The organism is Oceanobacillus jeddahensis (genome assembly GCF_000750635.1).
Classification (GTDB): Bacteria; Bacillota; Bacilli; order Bacillales; family Amphibacillaceae; genus Oceanobacillus; species Oceanobacillus jeddahense.
Genome location: NZ_CCDM010000005.1, coordinates 298,182 through 317,729, shown reverse-complemented (window position 1 = coordinate 317,729; position 19,548 = coordinate 298,182). Strand labels below are relative to the sequence as shown.

General features: G+C 37.3%; 20 protein-coding genes. 8 read left to right on the top strand and 12 right to left on the bottom strand.

From position 1 onward, the window contains the following. Positions 1-21 precede the first annotated feature (21 nt). The 7 genes from hisH to BN986_RS20170 all read left to right on the top strand — a co-directional run bounded on the left by hisH (position 22) and on the right by BN986_RS20170 (position 6,323). A complete protein-coding gene (gene hisH / locus BN986_RS20200; RefSeq protein ID WP_040983513.1) occupies positions 22-627 on the top strand; it encodes an imidazole glycerol phosphate synthase subunit HisH in 606 nt (201 codons plus the stop codon). Continuing rightward, positions 624-1,346: a 1-(5-phosphoribosyl)-5-[(5-phosphoribosylamino)methylideneamino]imidazole-4-carboxamide isomerase gene (gene hisA / locus BN986_RS20195; protein WP_040983512.1), complete on the top strand. Its 723-nt coding sequence runs from the start codon at positions 624-626 to the stop codon at positions 1,344-1,346. Before hisH ends, hisA begins: the two co-directional genes overlap by 4 nt. Then, positions 1,336-2,097: an imidazole glycerol phosphate synthase subunit HisF gene (hisF, locus tag BN986_RS20190; protein WP_040983511.1), complete on the top strand. Its 762-nt coding sequence runs from the start codon at positions 1,336-1,338 to the stop codon at positions 2,095-2,097. The genes hisA and hisF overlap by 11 nt, the downstream gene beginning before the upstream one ends. Continuing rightward, positions 2,097-2,729 carry a bifunctional phosphoribosyl-AMP cyclohydrolase/phosphoribosyl-ATP diphosphatase HisIE gene (gene hisIE / locus BN986_RS20185; protein WP_379555866.1) on the top strand — a complete coding sequence of 211 codons (633 nt, stop codon included), beginning with the start codon at positions 2,097-2,099 and terminating at the stop codon, positions 2,727-2,729. The genes hisF and hisIE overlap by 1 nt, the downstream gene beginning before the upstream one ends. After that, a complete protein-coding gene (gene hisC / locus BN986_RS20180) occupies positions 2,722-3,783 on the top strand; it encodes a histidinol-phosphate transaminase (RefSeq protein ID WP_040983510.1) in 1,062 nt (353 codons plus the stop codon). Before hisIE ends, hisC begins: the two co-directional genes overlap by 8 nt. A 226-nt stretch (positions 3,784-4,009) precedes the next feature. Continuing rightward, entirely contained in the window at positions 4,010-4,948 is a 939-nt protein-coding gene (locus tag BN986_RS20175) for an agmatinase family protein (RefSeq protein WP_040983509.1), read from the top strand. 154 nt (positions 4,949-5,102) lie between these two features. Then, positions 5,103-6,323: an Nramp family divalent metal transporter gene (locus tag BN986_RS20170; RefSeq protein ID WP_040983508.1), complete on the top strand. Its 1,221-nt coding sequence runs from the start codon at positions 5,103-5,105 to the stop codon at positions 6,321-6,323. A gap of 195 nt (positions 6,324-6,518) precedes the next feature. Here BN986_RS20170 and BN986_RS20165 read toward each other — a convergent pair whose 3' ends face one another. The 9 genes from BN986_RS20165 to fni all read right to left on the bottom strand — a co-directional run bounded on the left by BN986_RS20165 (position 6,519) and on the right by fni (position 15,703). Then, a complete protein-coding gene (locus BN986_RS20165; RefSeq protein WP_244445057.1) occupies positions 6,519-7,232 on the bottom strand; it encodes a SurA N-terminal domain-containing protein in 714 nt (237 codons plus the stop codon). A 594-nt stretch (positions 7,233-7,826) separates the two neighbouring features. Then, positions 7,827-8,852, bottom strand: a complete 1,026-nt coding sequence (locus tag BN986_RS20160) for an iron chelate uptake ABC transporter family permease subunit (RefSeq protein ID WP_052401000.1) — start codon at positions 8,850-8,852, stop codon at positions 7,827-7,829. Between the two features lie 34 nt (positions 8,853-8,886). Continuing rightward, on the bottom strand, positions 8,887-9,876 hold the full coding sequence (locus tag BN986_RS20155; protein ID WP_040983799.1) for an iron chelate uptake ABC transporter family permease subunit: 990 nt from the start codon (positions 9,874-9,876) through the stop codon (positions 8,887-8,889). A 44-nt stretch (positions 9,877-9,920) separates the two neighbouring features. Next, positions 9,921-10,949, bottom strand: a complete 1,029-nt coding sequence (locus BN986_RS20150) for a siderophore ABC transporter substrate-binding protein (protein WP_040983505.1) — start codon at positions 10,947-10,949, stop codon at positions 9,921-9,923. Positions 10,950-11,543: 594 nt separating this feature from the next. Then, positions 11,544-12,323 carry an iron ABC transporter ATP-binding protein gene (locus tag BN986_RS20145; protein ID WP_040983504.1) on the bottom strand — a complete coding sequence of 260 codons (780 nt, stop codon included), beginning with the start codon at positions 12,321-12,323 and terminating at the stop codon, positions 11,544-11,546. A 423-nt stretch (positions 12,324-12,746) separates the two neighbouring features. Further along, on the bottom strand, positions 12,747-13,463 hold the full coding sequence (locus BN986_RS20140) for a DsbA family oxidoreductase (RefSeq protein WP_040983797.1): 717 nt from the start codon (positions 13,461-13,463) through the stop codon (positions 12,747-12,749). Between the two features lie 174 nt (positions 13,464-13,637). Then, entirely contained in the window at positions 13,638-14,093 is a 456-nt protein-coding gene (locus tag BN986_RS20135) for a DUF2188 domain-containing protein (RefSeq protein WP_040983503.1), read from the bottom strand. 241 nt (positions 14,094-14,334) lie between these two features. Next, positions 14,335-14,499 carry a hypothetical protein gene (locus tag BN986_RS27175; protein ID WP_157037093.1) on the bottom strand — a complete coding sequence of 55 codons (165 nt, stop codon included), beginning with the start codon at positions 14,497-14,499 and terminating at the stop codon, positions 14,335-14,337. A 154-nt stretch (positions 14,500-14,653) separates the two neighbouring features. Continuing rightward, positions 14,654-15,703, bottom strand: a complete 1,050-nt coding sequence (gene fni / locus BN986_RS20130; RefSeq protein WP_040983502.1) for a type 2 isopentenyl-diphosphate Delta-isomerase — start codon at positions 15,701-15,703, stop codon at positions 14,654-14,656. A 291-nt stretch (positions 15,704-15,994) separates the two neighbouring features. Here fni and BN986_RS20125 point away from each other — a divergent pair, with 291 nt between their 5' ends. Next, the gene (locus BN986_RS20125) at positions 15,995-16,537 is read left to right on the top strand and encodes an HD domain-containing protein (RefSeq protein WP_040983500.1); all 543 of its coding nucleotides are present in this window, start codon (positions 15,995-15,997) and stop codon (positions 16,535-16,537) included. Between the two features lie 362 nt (positions 16,538-16,899). Here the strand turns inward: BN986_RS20125 and BN986_RS20120 are convergent, their stop codons facing one another. The 3 genes from BN986_RS20120 to BN986_RS20110 form a co-directional block, all read right to left on the bottom strand. Continuing rightward, on the bottom strand, positions 16,900-17,724 hold the full coding sequence (locus tag BN986_RS20120) for an aldo/keto reductase (RefSeq protein WP_040983498.1): 825 nt from the start codon (positions 17,722-17,724) through the stop codon (positions 16,900-16,902). 265 nt (positions 17,725-17,989) lie between these two features. Beyond that, positions 17,990-18,556: a DNA-3-methyladenine glycosylase I gene (locus BN986_RS20115; RefSeq protein WP_040983496.1), complete on the bottom strand. Its 567-nt coding sequence runs from the start codon at positions 18,554-18,556 to the stop codon at positions 17,990-17,992. Next, positions 18,549-19,391, bottom strand: coding sequence for a sulfurtransferase (locus BN986_RS20110; protein ID WP_040983494.1), 843 nt, complete (start codon positions 19,389-19,391; stop codon positions 18,549-18,551). Before BN986_RS20110 ends, BN986_RS20115 begins: the two co-directional genes overlap by 8 nt. Positions 19,392-19,548: the final 157 nt, after the last annotated feature.

Below are 19,548 nucleotides of genomic sequence, written 5' to 3'. Positions count from 1 at the left end.
CATTTTAAAGGAGCCTGGAATATGATTGCCATTATTGATTATGGTGCAGGAAATATTAAAAGCCTGCAATTTGCATTAGATAAATTAGGGAAAAACTCTAAACTGACCATGGACCCGGAAGAAATCCATCAGGCAGATTCCATTATTCTTCCCGGTGTCGGTGCCTTCAAAGATGCGATGGAAGCACTACAACGTTATCAGTTAGATACAATTTTGAAAAAAGAAGCAGCAGATGGCAAACCTATTTTAGGAATCTGTCTCGGGATGCAGCTTTTCTATGAATTCAGTGAAGAGAATGGCGGCTGCACAGGACTTGGTCTTCTATCCGGTTCTGTAAAACGTATTTCAGATAGAGTCAAGGTTCCGCATATGGGCTGGAATATCCTTCAACCTAATCAGCCTCAAAGCTTATTAAATCAGCTCGGCAAAAACCCATATGTTTATTTCGTCCATTCCTATGCAATCGATGAACTGGAGGAAAAGACATTGATTGCCAGCGCAGATTATGGCGGATGCGTACCAGCGATTGTACAAGATAAAAATGTGACAGGGATGCAATTTCACCCGGAAAAAAGTGGGGATATTGGTATTGCATTATTGAAAAATTATGAGGAGATGATTTCATGATCATTTTTCCAGCAATTGATGTGAAAGATGGCAATTGTGTCCGCTTAAAGCAGGGAGATTATAATCAGCAGACAACCTATAACGATTCACCTGTGGACACAGCAGTAAAATGGCAGGAAGCGGGCGGAACCTTCCTTCATATGGTCGATTTAGACGGAGCAAAGACAGGAGATCCCAAAAATAAAGAAATAATTCTTAAAACGATCCAAGCATTAACCATCCCCGTTGAGGTCGGCGGGGGTATCCGCTCCATAGACACCATCAAGGAGTATGTGGAAGGCGGGGCTGCACGGGTTATTCTTGGCACCTCTGCAATCACCGATTGGGACATGCTCACCGAAGCGATTCAATTATATGGGGATAAAATCGCTGTTTCCCTCGACGCAAGAAATGGATATATTGCAACAGATGGCTGGACAAAAAATAGCGATAAGAAAGCTGCTGACCTTGCGAAGGAATTAGAAGCAGCCGGCTTAACGACGATTGTATATACCGATATTTTAAAGGACGGCATGCTGCGTGGACCAAATTTGGAAGAGCTGAAAGCCATGCAGGAAGCGACAAATATGAATATTATTGCTTCTGGTGGCGTTTCCCGGAAAGAGGATGTTACGAACCTTCAGAAGCTTGATCTTTATGGCGCGATAATTGGAAAAGCGCTGTATGATGGAACTATTCAGCTGGAAGATGTCATAGAGGAGGACAATCATGCTCGCTAAACGGATTATTCCCTGCCTGGATGTAGACAAAGGCAGGGTTGTTAAAGGAAAGAAATTTCAGAATATCAAAGACGTTGCTAATCCAGTGGAATTGGCTGCACGTTATAACCGTGAAGGTGCAGATGAACTGGTTTTTTATGACATTACTGCCTCCAATGAAGAGCGGAATATTTTCCTGGATGTTGTTGAACAGGTTGCACGCGAAATCGCCATACCTTTTATGGTCGGCGGGGGAATCCGTACCATCCAGGATATTCACAGTGTGCTCCATGCCGGAGCAGACAAAGTCTCGATAAACAGTGCTGCTGTGCAACACCCGGAGTTAATTAAGGAGTCCTCCGATAAGTTTGGCAGCCAATGCATTGTGCTATCAATTGACGCCAAAAAAACAGCAGACGGTTCATTTCACGTATTTATTAACGGCGGAAGAAAAGATACAGAAATGGATGCCGTTGAATGGGCAAAGCAAGGAGAAGCTCTTGGAGCGGGTGAACTTGTTGTCAATGCGATGGACGCCGATGGTGAAAAAAATGGCTATCAAATCGAATTGACCAAAAGAATTGCAGATGCCGTCAATATTCCTGTGATCGCCAGCGGCGGCGCAGGTAAAATAGAACATTTTGCAGAAGTTTTTGCAGCAGGCATCGATGCAGCACTTGCCGCTTCTGTCTTTCATTACGAGGAGATTCCGATTCCGGAATTAAAAGATTATTTATCCTCACAAGGAATACCAATGAGGAGGAATACATGATGGAGATTTCAATTAAATACGATGAAAATGGACTCGTTCCAGCTATTGTTCAAGATTACGCAACAGGAAACGTTTTAACCTTAGCTTATATGAACGATGTTGCTTTAGTAAAAACATTAGAGACCGGCGAAACATGGTTCTATTCCCGCAGCCGCAACGAGCTCTGGAATAAAGGGGAAACTTCCGGCAATAAGCAGATCGTCAAAAATATTTCAGTGGATTGTGATCAGGATGCTTTAGTTGTCCAAGTACAACCGCTTGGACCGGCCTGTCATAAAGGAACAACGACTTGCTTTGAAACAACCTTATTTGAAACGGAAAAGCCGCTATTTTCTATGATTAATGAGCTTACGGACAAAATTAAAGACCGTAAAGAAAACCCGCAGGAAGGTGCTTATACAACCTATCTGTTTAATAAAGGATTAGATAAAATCCTTAAAAAAATCGGTGAAGAGTCGACCGAGGTCGTCATCGGTGCAAAAAATAATGATAAAGAAGAATTAACAAATGAGTTAGCTGATTTATTGTATCACTCCCTTGTTTTAATGGAGGAACAGGGTGTAAACTCCAAAGACATTAAGAAAATACTAAATGAACGCCATATTGAAAAAGAGGGGCAGCATCGTGAGTAAATTCTGGAATCCTTTAATTGAAGAATTGGAACCTTATATTCCAGGGGAACAATTAGATGATCCTTCTATCATCAAATTAAATACGAATGAAAACCCCTTTCCTCCTTCTCCAAAAGTACTCACAGCAATTGAAGAAGAGGCCAAAACAAAATTACAACTTTACCCTTCTCCATCTGTGGATGAACTAAGGAAAGAAATAGGCAGTTACTACGGACTGGAAAAAGAACAGGTCTTTATTGGCAATGGTTCGGATGAAGTACTTGCGCTTAGCTTTATGACCTTTTTTGAACCTGGAAAAGCCATAAAATATCCAGATATTACTTACAGTTTTTATCCGGTATATGCTAAGCTTTATCAGCTAGATGTGGAAGAAGTAGCTTTAGCGGATGATTTTACTATCCCGGTCCAATCCTTCTTTCATTCAGAAGGTGGTATTATTTTTCCAAATCCAAATGCACCGACAAGTCTTTACCTGGAGCTGGAATCGATCGAAGAAATCTTAAAAAATAATCGGGACCAGGTTGTGATTATTGATGAAGCATATGTTGATTTTGCTAAAAGTTCAGCTGCTTCCCTGATAGATAGTTATCCAAATTTACTTGTTGTACAGACGCTGTCTAAATCCCGATCGCTTGCCGGCCTGCGTGTAGGTATGGCAATGGGACATAAAGACTTAATTGAAGGGTTAACGAGAGTGAAAGATTCGTTTAATTCCTATACCATTGACCGATTAGCCATTGTCGGGGCTATGGAGGCATTTCGAGATACAGCTTATTTTGAAAATACACGGCAGGAAATTATCGCAACAAGAGAATATTTCCAGCAGGAATTAGAGAAAAGAGACTTCCATGTCCTCCCTTCCCAAGCTAATTTCGTGCTTGCTTCTCCAGCAAATATAGCGGCAGAAAGTTTATTCACCGAGCTGAAACAAGCAGGCTTCTTAATCCGTTATTTTAATAAACCGCGACTGGAAAGCTATTTACGAATTTCGATTGGGACAAAGGAACAGATGACAAAGTTATTAGACGCTATCGATAGAGTCACAGAAAAATAATACATTTTGCATAGATTTATAAAAAGCCGTCAGAATTAAAATCTGATGGCTTTTTATATTGTAAAATTTAAGGTTTATATTTTTTTCTGAAGTGTATACATGAAGTAAAGGAGAATTGTTAAAGTAGATTTTTTATCATATCTGTTTTCTTGATATCAATCTATCTTTCTCTTACTATTCAAGAATTCAGATACAAAATAACTTCTGTTCAAAAAGGAGAATGGTAATGAGTACAAATATTTATGGTAATACTCCGCCGTTATTAGGAGCACAAAATCGAACGAATAAAAAAGACTATGATACTGATGTATTAATTTATGGTGTTCCTTGGGAAGGAGCTTGTACATGGGGGGATTATACAGGCTGCGAACTTGGTCCAAAGCAAATACGTTTATCTTCTGCCAGATATAGCACTTATCTGCCGGAATTGGATCATATCAATGTGGAAGACCATTTAAGTTTAGGAGATGTCGGTGATGTCAGCATCGTTCCTCATAATGTTCCAGAAACAATGAATCGAATTGAAGATTTTGCAGAAGATTTATGGAAAAGTGGAAAGTTTCTTGTTGGGCTTGGCGGAGATCACGGCATTACGTATCCAATTGTGAAAGGCCTAACTAACACTGGCAAGAAAGTCGGTATCATCCATCTCGACTCTCATTATGACAATATGCCACATCATGATGGAGATAAGTTTGCAAGAAGTACCCCTTTTATGCGCTTATATGAAACAGAAGGTGTGCGGAATGAAAGCTTAATTCATACAGGAATCAAAGGTCCCCGCAATAAGCCGGAAACGGGCAAGCATGCAAAAGACGCCGGTGCTGTAACTATAACCATCAACGATATTCGTGCACAACGCGATTTAAAGAAATATGCGAATGAAATTTATGAAATGGCTGCTAAAGATGTAGATGTTGTCTACTTAACCATTTGCAGTGATGTACTTGATTTTGCTTTCAATCCAGGCGGACCCGTTGATGGAAATGGATTAACTTCCTACGAGCTTCTAACAATGATATATGAGTTTGCTAAACGTGGATTATGCGGTATGGATTTTGTGGAAGTATATCCGCAGCAGGATTTCAATCAGAATTCAGCGCATTTTGTATCTACAGCAGTACTGTATGTATTGGCTGGTCATATACATGGCGGGCATGCCTAAAAAATCGATACTCGTTCATCAAAGGTAGTTTTGATAGCGTATCTTGGTTTTTCAGAGCCCTTATAAGCTGTAATGTAAGTCTTTGACTGTATGACACCAAAGTAGTAAAGGGGCTCTCCCTTTTATTACTTATAAAGCAAAGGGGGAGTTTGACTTGGCACAGTCAAAAGTTGTTGAAAAGCTCAAAATCATTGGACCCGGTGCAATTATTACCGCTTCATTTATCGGACCAGGTACCGTAACTACTGCAACACGGGCAGGTGCAGGGTTTGGTTTTGCTTTATTATGGGCAGTTATATTTTCTATTCTGGCCACCATTATTCTTCAGGAAATGGTAGCTAGAATTGGTATTATAACTAAACAAGGTTTAGGGGAAAATATCAGGGAACTATTTCAAAATCAAGTTCTCAAATTTGCTTCGGTATGGATAGTTCTCATCGCCGTATGTATAGGGTGTGCAGCATACATAAGCGGAGACTTGTTAGGAACTTCCCTGGGTATTTCTTATTTAACTGGTATATCTGAAAATTATGTCGCACCTATTGTTGGAACTATAATTTTAATCATTAATTTACTTGGTGGATATAAGTTTATTGAAAAAGTGATGATTGGTTTAATTGTCGTCATGAGTATCACTTTTATCACAACAATGTTTGTCGCTGCATCAGATATTCTCCGTATACTTGAGGGAGCTTTCATCCCTTCTATTCCAGAAGGATCTATTTTAATGATTATCGCTTTAATTGGTACAACTGTTGTTCCTTATAACTTTTTTATTCATGCTTCCACGGTAGGGCAAAAATGGAATAGTATTAATGATTTAAAAGCAGTAAGGACAGACACCATCATTTCAATTACAGTAGGCGGAATTATTACAGCTGCAATTCTTATTACATCCGGAGCATTAATTCATGGAACAGAGGTTACAAGTGTAGTTCAGCTCGCATCTCCGTTGGAACCTCTTATGGGGAACCTAGCTCCCTTCTTTGTCAGTATTGGTCTTTTTGCTGCTGGATTTTCTTCCGCTATTGCTTCCCCTATGGGAGCTGCTGTGACAGTAAGTAGTTTTATGAGATGGGAGGGCGGATTCTCTAATAAAAAATATAAAACTGTTTTCAGTGTAGTTATTATTTTAGGTATTATTACTTCTGCAATTGGTTTTGAACCTTTAGAAGTACTACTTGTCGCACAAGCACTAAATGGAATAATCTTACCTATTATTGCTGTTTTCATTATGATTGTCGTAAATAAGAAAAATGCAATGGGGAAATATGTAAACAAATTGTGGTTAAATATTATCGGCTGGCTTGTGACTGCCATCGTATTCTTCCTCGGTACTTACAGCTTAGTAGATGCAGTTACCAGCTTTTTATAACGAAAACTTGGTATTCATAAAAGTGATTCTTAAAAATTAATTTACCTTCTTAGAATCCCTTTTACTCCACTAAGCGAATGCCTTAGTTTGGACTATAGTATAAACAAAAGAGGAATTTCACATCAAAACTCGCTGTGAAATTCCTCTTTTGTTTATTTTTGGCTAGTTATGCTCCAGCCTCTTTTATTTTTTTAATTAAAGTAATTCTTCAACATCTGCAGATTCTCTTAGTTCATCTACTTTATCTGCATAAGCTTCCTGTTGCTTATTTTGCTCAACCATCTGTTCAAGCTGATCTCTCATCTCGTCTAGATCTTGCATTTGTTGATCACCCATTTGTGCAGATAATTCATCGTACATTTCTTCAACTTCTTCATCTGTTGCTTCTGTATCAAATGCCTCTTCCATATAATGGACTGTTGCTAAATTATATCTGAGCTGTTGTTCAAATTGTTCTTCATTTAAATTTAATTGCTCCAGTGAAGCTTGATATTGTTCTTCACCATTTGCTTTTAGTGTATCAATTTCTTCTTGTACTTCTTCATCCGTTACCTCAACGCCTTCATCATTTGCTTCCTGCATAACAAGCTCTTGTTCTACAAGGAAATTGATTGTTTCATCCTGCAATGCTTCTAAATCTGATACGTCTTGTCCAGCTTGATGCATCATTGACTTAACTAAAGAATAAGCCGTATTATAGTCATCTCCTTGCAATTCTTCTCCATTTACAACGACTACACCCTCATCACTGTCTACAAATTCATCATCAGAAAATTCAACTGGCTCCGGTTCTTGTGGTTGTTGTTGCGCTGCATCTTCTTGTTCTTGCTGCTGAGCTTGTTCTTCTTCTCCTTCTCCATTTTCATTATCGTCATTACTACATGCTGCAAAGAGCATAGTGATTATCATAAATATTGAAAGTGTCAATTTCTTCATTAAAACATCCCTCACTTTAAAAATTTGTCATGTTCCATTCAACCACACATGCTTCCAGTGTTTCAAGTTTTAAAGTATTAAATTTTATAAAACAAAACTTCACTCAGTGGAAGTTTTGTTCTTCCACTGCGTTAGCCTAAGTGATTCAGGGAGGTAGCTCACCTGATCTCCCGCCTAAATAAATTTATTTTTACACTTTATTTTGAGGCAGAAGTTTTTACGGACGGTTCTCTGTGAGAAAACGTTTCTTTAACAGTATGACTTTTTATATTCATTCTTATTCTTTAACAGCAAAAATAAACAAGAGCAACGTAAAATGCTACTCTTGTTTAAGTTATTCAGAAGATATAAAACGAAAATTTCTTCAGAGGAAAATGTTTTCAATGTAAAAATGTTTCCAGCAGCGCGAGTAAACATAACTTCTGACTCACATCCTGTAGGACAGAACGAATTTAGCTGTTACTGACTATTGGATTCCACTTAGAATTTTCTAGTTCTCTCAATTCTTGAAATAAGAGCTTTATTGCCAGCTACACTGTGATATAAAACATTAATAAATTTAAATTATCATAAAGTCTTTCTCTTTAAGATGATAACCAAAAATGTTACTCCGCCGACGATTTCAATAATAATGGAAACAACGCCCTGGGCGTTAAATACATGATTCATAATAAAATATGCACCAGTTAGTACCAGGAAGCCGATAGCCAGCGCCATTGGAAAAATGTATCTGTGATCATACGTTTGTGCCAACTGATAACTCAATGTTGCAACCAAAAACCCAAAGAAAGTAAGCGGTCCAACTAAAGCCGTTGATACTGACATTAAAATAGAAACTAACACAAGAACATAAATGATACTAAATTTATGATTCAATCCCAAAGAACTGGAAATCTCTTTTCCGAGCGATAATACATTTAATCGCTTAGAATATGCGAGCAGAAGGAATGCCACAACGATTACGATTGGAATGGCAATCGGAAAATATGCTGCATCCGCATTGTTGACAGAGCCAAACAACTGCGCCTGTAAAATATCAAACTCAGAAGGCGCAAGCAGTGTTCTCATAAAAGTTGACAAAGACCTTAGTCCCGTTCCAATAATGATTCCAACTAAAAGCATAAGCTGTAAATTTCCATACTTTCCGGAAAGTAACCATCCATACAGTATCAAACACATCGCGACCATAGCAGCCACTTGAAATAAAAATGACCCAGTACCCATGTAACCTATAAATGCCGTGGTACCGAAGAAAAACATCGTACTCGTATGTATTGTGGAGTATAGTGCTTCAAATCCTAAAAGCGAAGGAGTGATCACTCGGTTATTCGTAATCGATTGAAATGCAACGGTCGCTAAGCTCTGACAGACTGCTGCAATAATCATGGAAACAATAGCTACCATTCTTCTTTTAGCAACCGGAATAAAGGAAGGGGAGTCTACTGGAACCGGATTGTTATAAACTAAAAGACCATACGAAGAAAGAATACCTAATCCAATCAGTGCGATCAGCAGTATCCAATAACGTCTTTCCTCTTTTTTTGAACGAAAAGCTCTAGATGGTTTATCTTTATTTGGAAGGCTAGAATCCATTTTGACATTTTTTTCGTTAGTATAATCCAATTTGTTATCCTAGCCTCCTTCTTCTTAATAAAATAACAATAAATACAACTGCGCCCACTGTTCCAAGTATCAAAGAAACAGGTACTTCAAATGGCATAATAACTGTCCGGGATATAATATCAGCTGCGGTCAGAGCCGCCATTCCGGACACACATACCCAAGGCAGGTTACTCCTTAGATCATCACCTCTAAACATGGAAACAATGTTTGGTACAATCAAACCTAAAAAAGGTAAGTTTCCAATTACAGCTGCAACAATTCCTACTGCAACAGCAATAAGAGCCGTCCCAACAAGAACAATTGTATTATAACTCACCCCAAGACTTTTTGTAACATCCTCCCCTAACCCAGCTAATGTCAATCTATTAGCATAGATAAAAATAAGAAAAGTAACGACAACAATCAGCCATAAATATTCATATCTTCCAACCTGAATCGATGCAAAAGAACCGACAAACCAGGTTTCAACACTTTGCGACATTTGAAAAACAAGTCCAACAAATGTGGCAACGGCTGAAATAACCGCTCCAAGCATGATCCCGATAATCGGGACGATTAAAGAAGAACGGAGCTTCACTCTTCTTAAAAACAAAAAGAAAACCATTGTTCCTATAAAGGAAAAAATGATCGCTCCAGTCATTCTTTCAACTAAAGATGGGGCAGGAATTAATAAATAAACTAAAACCAGTCCCAAGCCTGCCCATTCAATCGTTCCTGTTGTGGTAGGTTCAACTAAACGATTCTGAGTAATAAGCTGCATGACGAGTCCAGACATTGCCATTGCAGCTCCAGTAAGCATGAGCGCAGCTGTCCTCGGGATACGGGTAATGAAAAACATATCCATTCCATCTACTCGTCCTTGTATATCATAAACTCCCACAGACATGGAAATAGCACCTAAAATAATAACAATGATAATTGCTAATATAAAAGGCTTCGTCCATATTTTTTGATGATTAGTATGCAGGGACTGAGAATTCTCAGCCCCGGACATTTTTTGTTTTGTATTTTTACGCACTATAGTTATACCTCTCTAAATTACTCAGCTAAAGTATCTGCAAGATCTTCAAATAATTCAGTAAATGTTTGTATAGATTCATTTGTATACGTGTCTGCCGGTGCATAAAGGATCTGTCCTTCAGAAACAGCATTTGTGCTTTGAAGAGCAGGTGCATCATCAATTACATCTTGGGCAGGAGATGCTTCCTCTTCAGATGAAACAGCAGCATCACGATCCATTACGAAAAGCCAATCCGGATCCGTTTCTGCTATAGCTTCAACAGAAACATTATCACCTTGGTGATCTGAAGAAGATTGATCAATTTCTAATGCCGGCGTCCAATCAAAAATATCATACAGTGGTCCCCAGACACGGCCGGAATGAGGAGCTGCAAAATTAATATCTCCACCAGATACTATAACACTCATGATTGTATCTGTCCCGTTATAAGCAGATTTAGCATCTTCAATGGATTGTTCAAAATCAGCTATCAATTGTTCTGCTTCTTCATTTTTATCAAAAATTTGTCCAAGAGAAGTTGTAATATCCTTAAACCCATTTTCTAAGTTTTCTCCAGGCGTGTCAGCTTCCTCGGAAACATCAAAATTAAGATCAATAACTGCTGCTTCCGGCACTAATTCTTTAATATCTTCATAAAACCCGCCAAATCTTTGACCTACAATAACTAGTTCAGGATCTGCAGCTGCTATAAGTTCAAGATTTGGTTCGCGATGGTTTCCTATATTTTCAATAGATTCATCACTTGCATAGTCTATATCCTCAGGTATTAAATCTCTTGGAGCAGCAGCTAATTCAACTCCCCAATCAGATAATGTTTCAAAAGTTCTACTATCTAAAGAAACCACATTTTCTGGATCTACCGGGACTTCAACCGTTCCATGAGCATCCTCGATTTCAACCGTTTCACTTCCAGACGAATCATCATTTGTTTGATCATCGGCATCTTCGTTTTCACTGCCTGAATCCGAACAAGCTGCCAATACCAAAGCAAAAATTGCGAAAATTGCTATAATAAATGTTGATTTAAATACATTTGATTTTCTCATTTCTCCTACCTCTTTCCGTATGTATATTTTATTGACAAACTGACTACTGAATTGATTAAACTACTATCTGCATTATATTTTAGCGCGAGATTTGAATAATAATTCCTGTTTTACTATAGTGCATCGCTATAACACAATTTATTGATAATGATAATCAATCTCAATTAGCTTGTTTAAAGTATATCAAAATAAAAAGAGATGTCAACTATATTTTGAAATCTTATATCCCATACAATAAAACACCTGCTTAAATGCCCCGTATTCCCATCCCTTCTTCAACTGCAGATGCAGTGATCAAGTTAAAAATAGTGTTACCTAAAACAATAAAAGAAACCGTTTTAAGCACAAGTTTCTTGAACATATACTACTATGTAGTTAGAACGATGTCCCATATGATAGATATGCGTACCCCTATGAAAGAAGTACGCATGATTTAAAAGAATCATTTTCAATTAACCGCACCAACTCAAGTCAGGTTGTGATAGAGAAAATATTTCCCATGGGGGTATGTTTATTTATTGAGAAAGCAAAAGGGCTGGACATTTTTAAACAAACCATTCCCTGTTTCACTTAGCACCTTAAGGGTCTGAATGATTAGCTGGTTTTACTTATATGAGAGTCAAAGTATACACAAAAACGGCAACCGTTTTGCATATGAACCGGAATATGCATATCATAGATTTCGTTTAATGCCTCTGAATTAATAATTTCGTGTGTTGGACCATTTTTTACTAAACGGCCCTCTTTTAAAGCTACAATCTGGTCCGAATAAACAGAAGCAAAGTTAATATCATGCAATACAATTACAACTGTTTTACCAAGCTCATCGACTAGCTTACGTAATATTTTCATAATTTGTACAGAATGCTTCATATCCAAATTATTTAACGGCTCATCCAATAAAATATATTCCGTATCCTGAGCAATGACCATGGAAATAAACGCACGTTGCTTTTGACCGCCAGACAGCTCATCTAAGAATTTATGCTGGATATCTGTTAAGTTCAAATATTCAATAGCTTGATCAACGATTCGATTATCCTCCGCATTTAGACGGCCTTTTGAATAAGGATAACGACCAAAAGATACTAATTGGCGAATCGTTAGTTTCACAGTGAAAAAATTCGCTTGTCTTAAAATGGCAATGCGCTTAGCAAATTCATTCGATTTCATATTCTTTACATTGTTTTGATCTAGTAATACGTCTCCCGTGTCAGCATCAAGCAAGCGGCTTACCATAGAAAGCAGTGTTGATTTCCCTGCCCCGTTTGGCCCGATAAACGATGTAATTTTGTTAGGCTGAATTTGAACCGATATGTCATTTACGATAGATTTATTACCATACTTCTTTGTCAATCCTTTAATATCAATCATGTCGTAGCCCTACTTTCTTTAAGTATTATATACAAAATAGAAGTCAGTGAAAAAAGAATCAATCGTGTAACCAAGCATCAAATCCTCATTACATGTATAGTCTTTTTTCAAATAAGAATTCATCAAACTTCCTTATTCTAAAATTCCACTCAAACTAAAGCTAGATAATAATTATTATCAAGTTCTAATAGTTCTAAATAAGAATGATATTCATTATCAATTAGATACCAATACCTAGTATATCAAAATTTCAGCCATCGTCAATGGATGATTCACATAAATATGGTGATAATCAAAAAAACTGCCATTAACGGCAGTTTTTTTGATTATTTCGTTCAATTTTCTGTCAAAATTGTAGCTATTATAGTTATTTAAAGGATATTATCCTTTCATTTACAGAAACAACTATTGAAGATTCCCGTTTTATTTATTCTCACATCCATCACCTGTACAATAAGATGTTTTATTCTCATTTGGGTTCAATGATTGCAAAACAGGCTTTTCCTGCTCTTCCTGCCATACTTTTTCAAGTACCTGCGTAAATGTTTCTTCTGGTTGTGCACCAGACACAGCGTATTTCTCATTAAAAACAAAAAATGGAACACCTTGAACTCCCAGTTGTTTTGCCAAATCAATATCTTCATTGACTCTATTCCGATACTTACAGCTATCCAATACATGCTCAGCAGCTTCTTTATCCAAACCAACTTCTTCTGCTATTCGGATCAACGTGTTTTTATCACTCAATAATTCGGAATTTGTAAAATATGCCTGAAAGAGACGCTCTGTCAATTCAGCTTCTTTTTCATTAACAGCAGCTAATTTAGCAATTCGATGCGCATCAAAGGTATTACTGTATTTCATCGTATCAAAATGATAAGTTAAACCGACTTCTTTTGCCTGCTCGGCTACCTGTTGATTCATCGTATATACTTGCTCTAAAGAAATGCCTTTCAGCTCAGAAAATGTCTCCGCAAAGTTTTTTTCCGGGATGTGCTGAGCAGTCGGATCAAGCTGATAACTTCTATACTGAACCGCTACTTGATCACTATGTGAGAATTTCTCCAAAGCATGCTCAAACCGGCGTTTTCCAATATAACAAAATGGACATATAAAATCAGACCAAATTTCAACTTTCATTATGTTCACCTCAATTTCCTCACTTATTTTAGCACAAGGAAACCTGGGAACAAAGTAATCTGCATTTATCATGAATAACAGCAACAAACCTCCATCTCACATAGAGAATGAAGGTTTGTTTTATCACGGAGAACCGTCCGTAAAACTCCCACTGAGTGAAGTTTCGTTTTATTTTTAATCGTGGTATTTTCTTGTCTCTTCTAAGGTCCCATCAGCCTGGTAAACCTTTAAAAATGTCCCTTTATTTTTAGCAATTTCTATCGCCCGCTTTACTGCCTCATCTTTTGTATCAACTACTTCACTTGCCTGACTGGAGCCGGAAGAAGCTATCGCCCAGCCATCTTCATGTTTATATACCTGTTCCCCTTCTTCCAGCCGCTCTGGATTATTTGTTCTTTCCTTGCCTTCCTTAGAACGCTGCGTTGGTTTTCCAGCTTTCTCATAGCTCTGAATTTCTTCTTTATCAGCATTTTCATACCATTCCTTTGCTTGTTCAATAGCTATCGGAATAGCCCGCTCTTCCATATAACCATCGTCGAGCATAGAATTGGCTATATCAATTGCCTTTTTACGAACTGGTTTCTCTAGATTTTTCATGGAGCTTGGATAATCATTCATTGTCCAAACCATAAAAAAAGCCTCCTTCTTTTTTTATCCATTCAAAATAAACGTTATTATTCAAAGAATACGTTTCTAAAACGCAATAAAATTAAAGTAACTTTTTCTACTAAATTATATTTGTTTATACTTTTCCCTTTTGCAATGAACTAAAACCTGAATATAAGAAGAACTCGTTTCTAAGAAACGAGTTCTTCTTATATTTGATTAACCTGACAATTTAAGATGGTCCTTGTGAAAAAATATATATCAATTAATAAATTTTTTTGTTTTTATTATCTTCTATTTGTTTCTCAACATCTTGAATGACTTTTTTTAAATGCTTTGATTTCTTAAAGGTTAATAAATCAAAAAATTTAATTGACCATAAACCAAATTTTGAAGCGCCTATATCCTGATTGTTAGCAAGAATATTCATAATGTCATCCTCCCTATATCATATTTACATCAGTTTTTATTGCTCCTCATATTCGATTTCTTCTCCACTTATTAATGTAAAGTCTTCCCTTACTACTTGTGTCAGCATCATTACATCATCACATTTTGCGTTTCAAAACTGCTCCTTTTTCAACCTATGCATCTAACAACGATTTTCCGTTAATGGAGATACGCTTTGTATTTTTTAATTCCTCTAAATTAACAGCGCCAATTCCAAACATCGTCATTTTTAATTCTAATTCTAGTTGTTCCATGGTTTGAACAACAGCTTCTTTCGACTCTGTTGCTGCTTGAAGTAAGTGCCTCGCATAGCCGATAATGTCTGCTCCAATCGTAATTGCTTTCGCAGCATCTACACCTGTTTTCATACCGCCACTTGCAACTAAAGGCGCTTCTGGAAGCTGACTACGTACCGATACAAGACAATCCTTAGTTGGATTTCCCCAGTTATTAAATGCTTCTGCAGCAGCTCTCTTCAAGGGGGCCTTCGAGCGCAGTTTTTCCACCTGACTCCAGGATGTGCCGCCGGCTCCTGCAACATCAATATAGGAGATTCCTGCATCATAAAGTCTCTTTGCAGCTTCTCCATCGATGCCAAACCCTACTTCTTTCACACCAACTGGGGCATTCACCTGTTTACAAACCTGTTCAATCTTTGGCAGTAAATCTTTAAAATTCAAATCGCCACCGTCTTGTACAGCTTCTTGAAGTGAATTTAAATGAAGAACGATCGAATCAGCCTCTGTCTTATCAATGATACGCTGACATTCCTCTGCTCCATAACCGTAATTTAATTGGACAGCACCAATATTAACGATTAACGGCACGGTTGGAGCCTGTCTACGGATAAGAAATGAATCTTTATGCTGGTCACTCTCTAAGAACGCTCTCGTTGAACCAATTGCAAGTGCCCAGCCTTTTTGTTCTGCTGCTAAGCTTAAATTTTGGTTAATTGTTGTCGCCAGTTCTGATCCGCCAGTCATGGAACTGACAAGAAATGGTGCTTGCAAGGCTTTACCTAAAAATGATGTTTCTAATGAAATATCAGCAAAATCAATTTCTGGCAAAGCATTATGAAGAAAATGAATTCCTTCAAGCCCCGTTGATTTATTTACGCCTTCTACATCCCCTTCAAGACAAAGACGGATATGTTCTGTTTTACGTTGGTTAATTCCTTTTTCCATGAATGTCCCTCGCTTATCTCAATTTATCACAATATATGTGCCATCGGAGGAGAATAATAGCCATTACCCACAAATAGATTCAGGTATGTTTACTCTTATTTCCTCAACTATCATTACATCTAGTGTACTTGTTTCCCACAATAAATGAAAGGCAAATGACCTTATTCCAATGGATAATATTCACTTGTGCGACATCACATTCCGTTTTATATTTCATTAGGAAAAAAATCAATTTATACTCGCTTTTTCTGTTATAATAATACTACTTATTTATGTTTTTGGGAGGAAATAATGAAAAAAGACCATGCAAAAGCTTTTGCCACAAAAGCGCATCAAGGACAGGTACGTAAAAATTCCAGCGAACCATACATAACCCATCCAATCCGTGTTGCGGAACGTCTGGAAAAAGAAGGCTGTTCGGATGATTTAATTAGTGCAGGATACTTACATGATGTTGTAGAAGATACGGATATTTGCATCGAAGAAATTGAACAACAATTTGGCAAAGTGGTTGCTGAACTCGTTGCATCGCATACGGAAGATAAATCAAAATCATGGTGGGATAGAAAAAAGCAGACGGTGGATCATTTAAAAGATGCATCCAAAGAAATAAAATATCTGATTATTGCGGATAAACTGGATAATCTCTTAGAGCTGGAAAAAGAACATGCAGAGCTTGGTGATGCTATTTGGAAGAATTTTAACGCTGACTATAGCCAACAAAAATGGTATAACCAGGAAATTGCCAAACAAATGTATGCTCATTTAACCGCAAATGAAATCCCTGCTTACTTTAAAGAGTATGAACAAGCTGTAAAGCGTTTTTTCAAATGATCATGAAATATTTTTAAGATTTAAGCTCTATTCCGTGTCTATATTTATTTACTCAACTTTCGCACGTTAAAAAGTAACTTCATTTCCATAGAAACAGGAGTTGATTATTCCTTTGTTAACTCCCTTGATAAAGAATAGAAGGTGAGGTGTAAGGCGATCGCTGATATGTAACCAAAAAACAAGCACAATAATGAAGAACACGATAATCCTGGAATGGCAAGATATATATGCTTATTCTTAGGTGTGAAAGTTGAGTGATTTAAAACTGATAATTTTATTTTTCTTATTTAATAAATCAAACACCTTCTCCCTATATAAAAGAAGGTGTTTGCTTTATTTCAGAATGAATATTATGTTTCAGATCAGCGTTTGTGCATTTCGTTTGGATGAGTTCCACTACGAATATTGCGATCCAGAGCATCAATTGTTTTTATTTCATCTTCACTTAATTCAAAATCAAACACATCTAAATTTGCTTCAATACGAGAAGGGGTTACTGATTTTGGAATCACAATTAAGTCTGACTGTAAATGCCAGCGAAGAATTACTTGCGCAATTGTTTTCCCTTTTTTCTCAGCAATTTGCGTCAGTGCTTCATCCTCTAACACATCTTTTCCATTCATGAGCGGGCTGTATGCTTCCACGTAAATACCTTTTTCTTTGCAGAATGCACGTAATTCTTTTTGCTGCAAGTACGGATGACATTCTACTTGGTTTACAGCAGGAACAACTTCGCACTCGTCCAGCAAGCGTTCTAAATGCTCTATTTCAAAATTACATACACCAATTGCTTTTGCTTTGCCGTCTTTATAGATTTTTTCCAATGCTTTATACGTATCAATATATTGATCGTATTCCGGTGTCGGCCAATGAATCAAATACAAATCCACATAATCTGTCCCCAGTCTTTCCAGACTTGCATCAAATGCTTTTAATGTTTCTTCATAGCCATGGTCTGCGTTCCAAACTTTTGTGGTAAGAAAGATTTCTTCACGAGGTACACCGCTATTTACAATTGCTTGTCCGACACCAGCTTCATTCCCATAAACTTTTGCGGTATCAATCGAACGGTAACCAGACTTTAAAGCATGCTCTACAGCAGGAATAGCTTCTTGATTTTCTACTTTCCAAACGCCAAAACCTAGTTGTGGCATTTCTAAACCATTATTAAGTGTAATGTACTTCATCGTGTTAATACCTCCTGCGAGTTTTTATCTTTGATTATTCAGATCAGTCTATTGTCTTATCAGCGCATGAGCATCCGTTTTTCTCCTGATGGAATAAAGAAGAAATATACTAAAATAGCATGGAGAATGCATAACAGCACTACATTTACTGATAACTTAATGATTCTTTTTTAGTTTACAATAACAGGCAGTTAAAACAAAGCAAAGTGCTTCTCTCTTTTAAGAGTATCTTTATTAGCAAAAACATCCACAAAAAATAGACGATTTATTCTTTTTTGCTTAGAAAACAGTTTGTCGTGTGATCATTTACCATACCAGTTGCTTGCATAAATGAGTAACAAATTACCGGTCCCACAAAGGAAAAACCTCTCTTTTTTAAGTCCTTACTGATGTACTTTGACAAATCTGTTTGAGCCGGGACGTCTTTATGCTCGTCCCAATGATTCACAATCGGCTCTCTATCAACAAATTTCCATATATAGTTGCTAAACGATCCAAATTCTTTTTGAACCTGTTGAAATGCCTTCGCGTTTTTTACAACAGATTCAATTTTTCGTCTGTTTCGAATGATTCCTTCATCCTGCATAAGTTCTTCTATTTTTTCATCCGAATAAGCAGCGATAAGATCAGCTTCAAAATTATCAAATGCCTGGCGATAATTTTCCCGGCGCTTTAAAATCGTAATCCAACTCAGGCCAGCCTGCGCACCTTCGAGGCTTAGCATTTCAAATAAATAACGATCGTCCTCAAAAACAGGATAACCCCATTCTTCATCATGATATGCAATATAAACAGGATCCTCGCTCACCCAAGCACAACGCTCTTTATTCATCTTCTTCACCGATAGCTACTTCATTTTTTTCATAAGAAATCCAGTCACTAAAACTCCCTGGGTATAATTTTACATTTTTAAATCCAGCATTATCCAGAGCAAGAATATTTGGACATGCGGAAACGCCAGAACCGCAGGACACAATAATTTCCTCATCCTTATCTAATTCGGAAAAGTGCTCCCTTATTTGCTGCTCATTTTTCCAAGCACCGTCTTCGTTTAAAACGCCCTTCCAAAAATAATTTATAGCTCCCGGAATATGGCCTGCACGAGCATACAGAGGCTCCTCATCGCCTAAATATCTTGACCGTGCTCTAGCATCAATAATCGTTGTCTTAGGGGACCCTATTTTTTCTTTTACTTCCTCCATATCAACATATCGATTCGCTTTTTCATTTTTCCGGAAAATGGTTGGTTGGAGATTCGGAACCTCTGTTGTCAGCTCTCCACCTTCCTCTACCCAACGATCTAATCCACCATTTAAAATATAAACTTTATCATGTCCTAAATAATCAAGCAGCCACCAAAAACGTGGCGCAAACATATCATTTCCCTGGTCATACACAACAACTGTCGTATCATTTGAAATACCTAATTTCCCCAATTTATTTGCAAATAACTCCCAGTCAGGTAAAGGGTGATTTCCGCCATGCTTCCCTGCTTTGCCGGATAGATCTCTATTTAAATCCATATAGACAGAACCAGGTAAGTGACCATGTAAATAAGCCTTTCGCCCAGCATCAGCATCCATTAAATTAAACCGCACATCTACAATCACAATATTATTTTGTGTTAAACGTTTCTTTAATCTTTCTACGCTAATGATGTTTTTCAAAATCTGACCCTCCCATATTCTTTTTTTCTAATCATACCATTCCCTGTTTATTTTAACAGAAAAAATTTTTCTAAAGTAATTATTAAAAAAACTCTTTATTCACAAAAATATTCTAATACGGATTTTATGTGGTATATGGTAAAATATACAAAGAGCC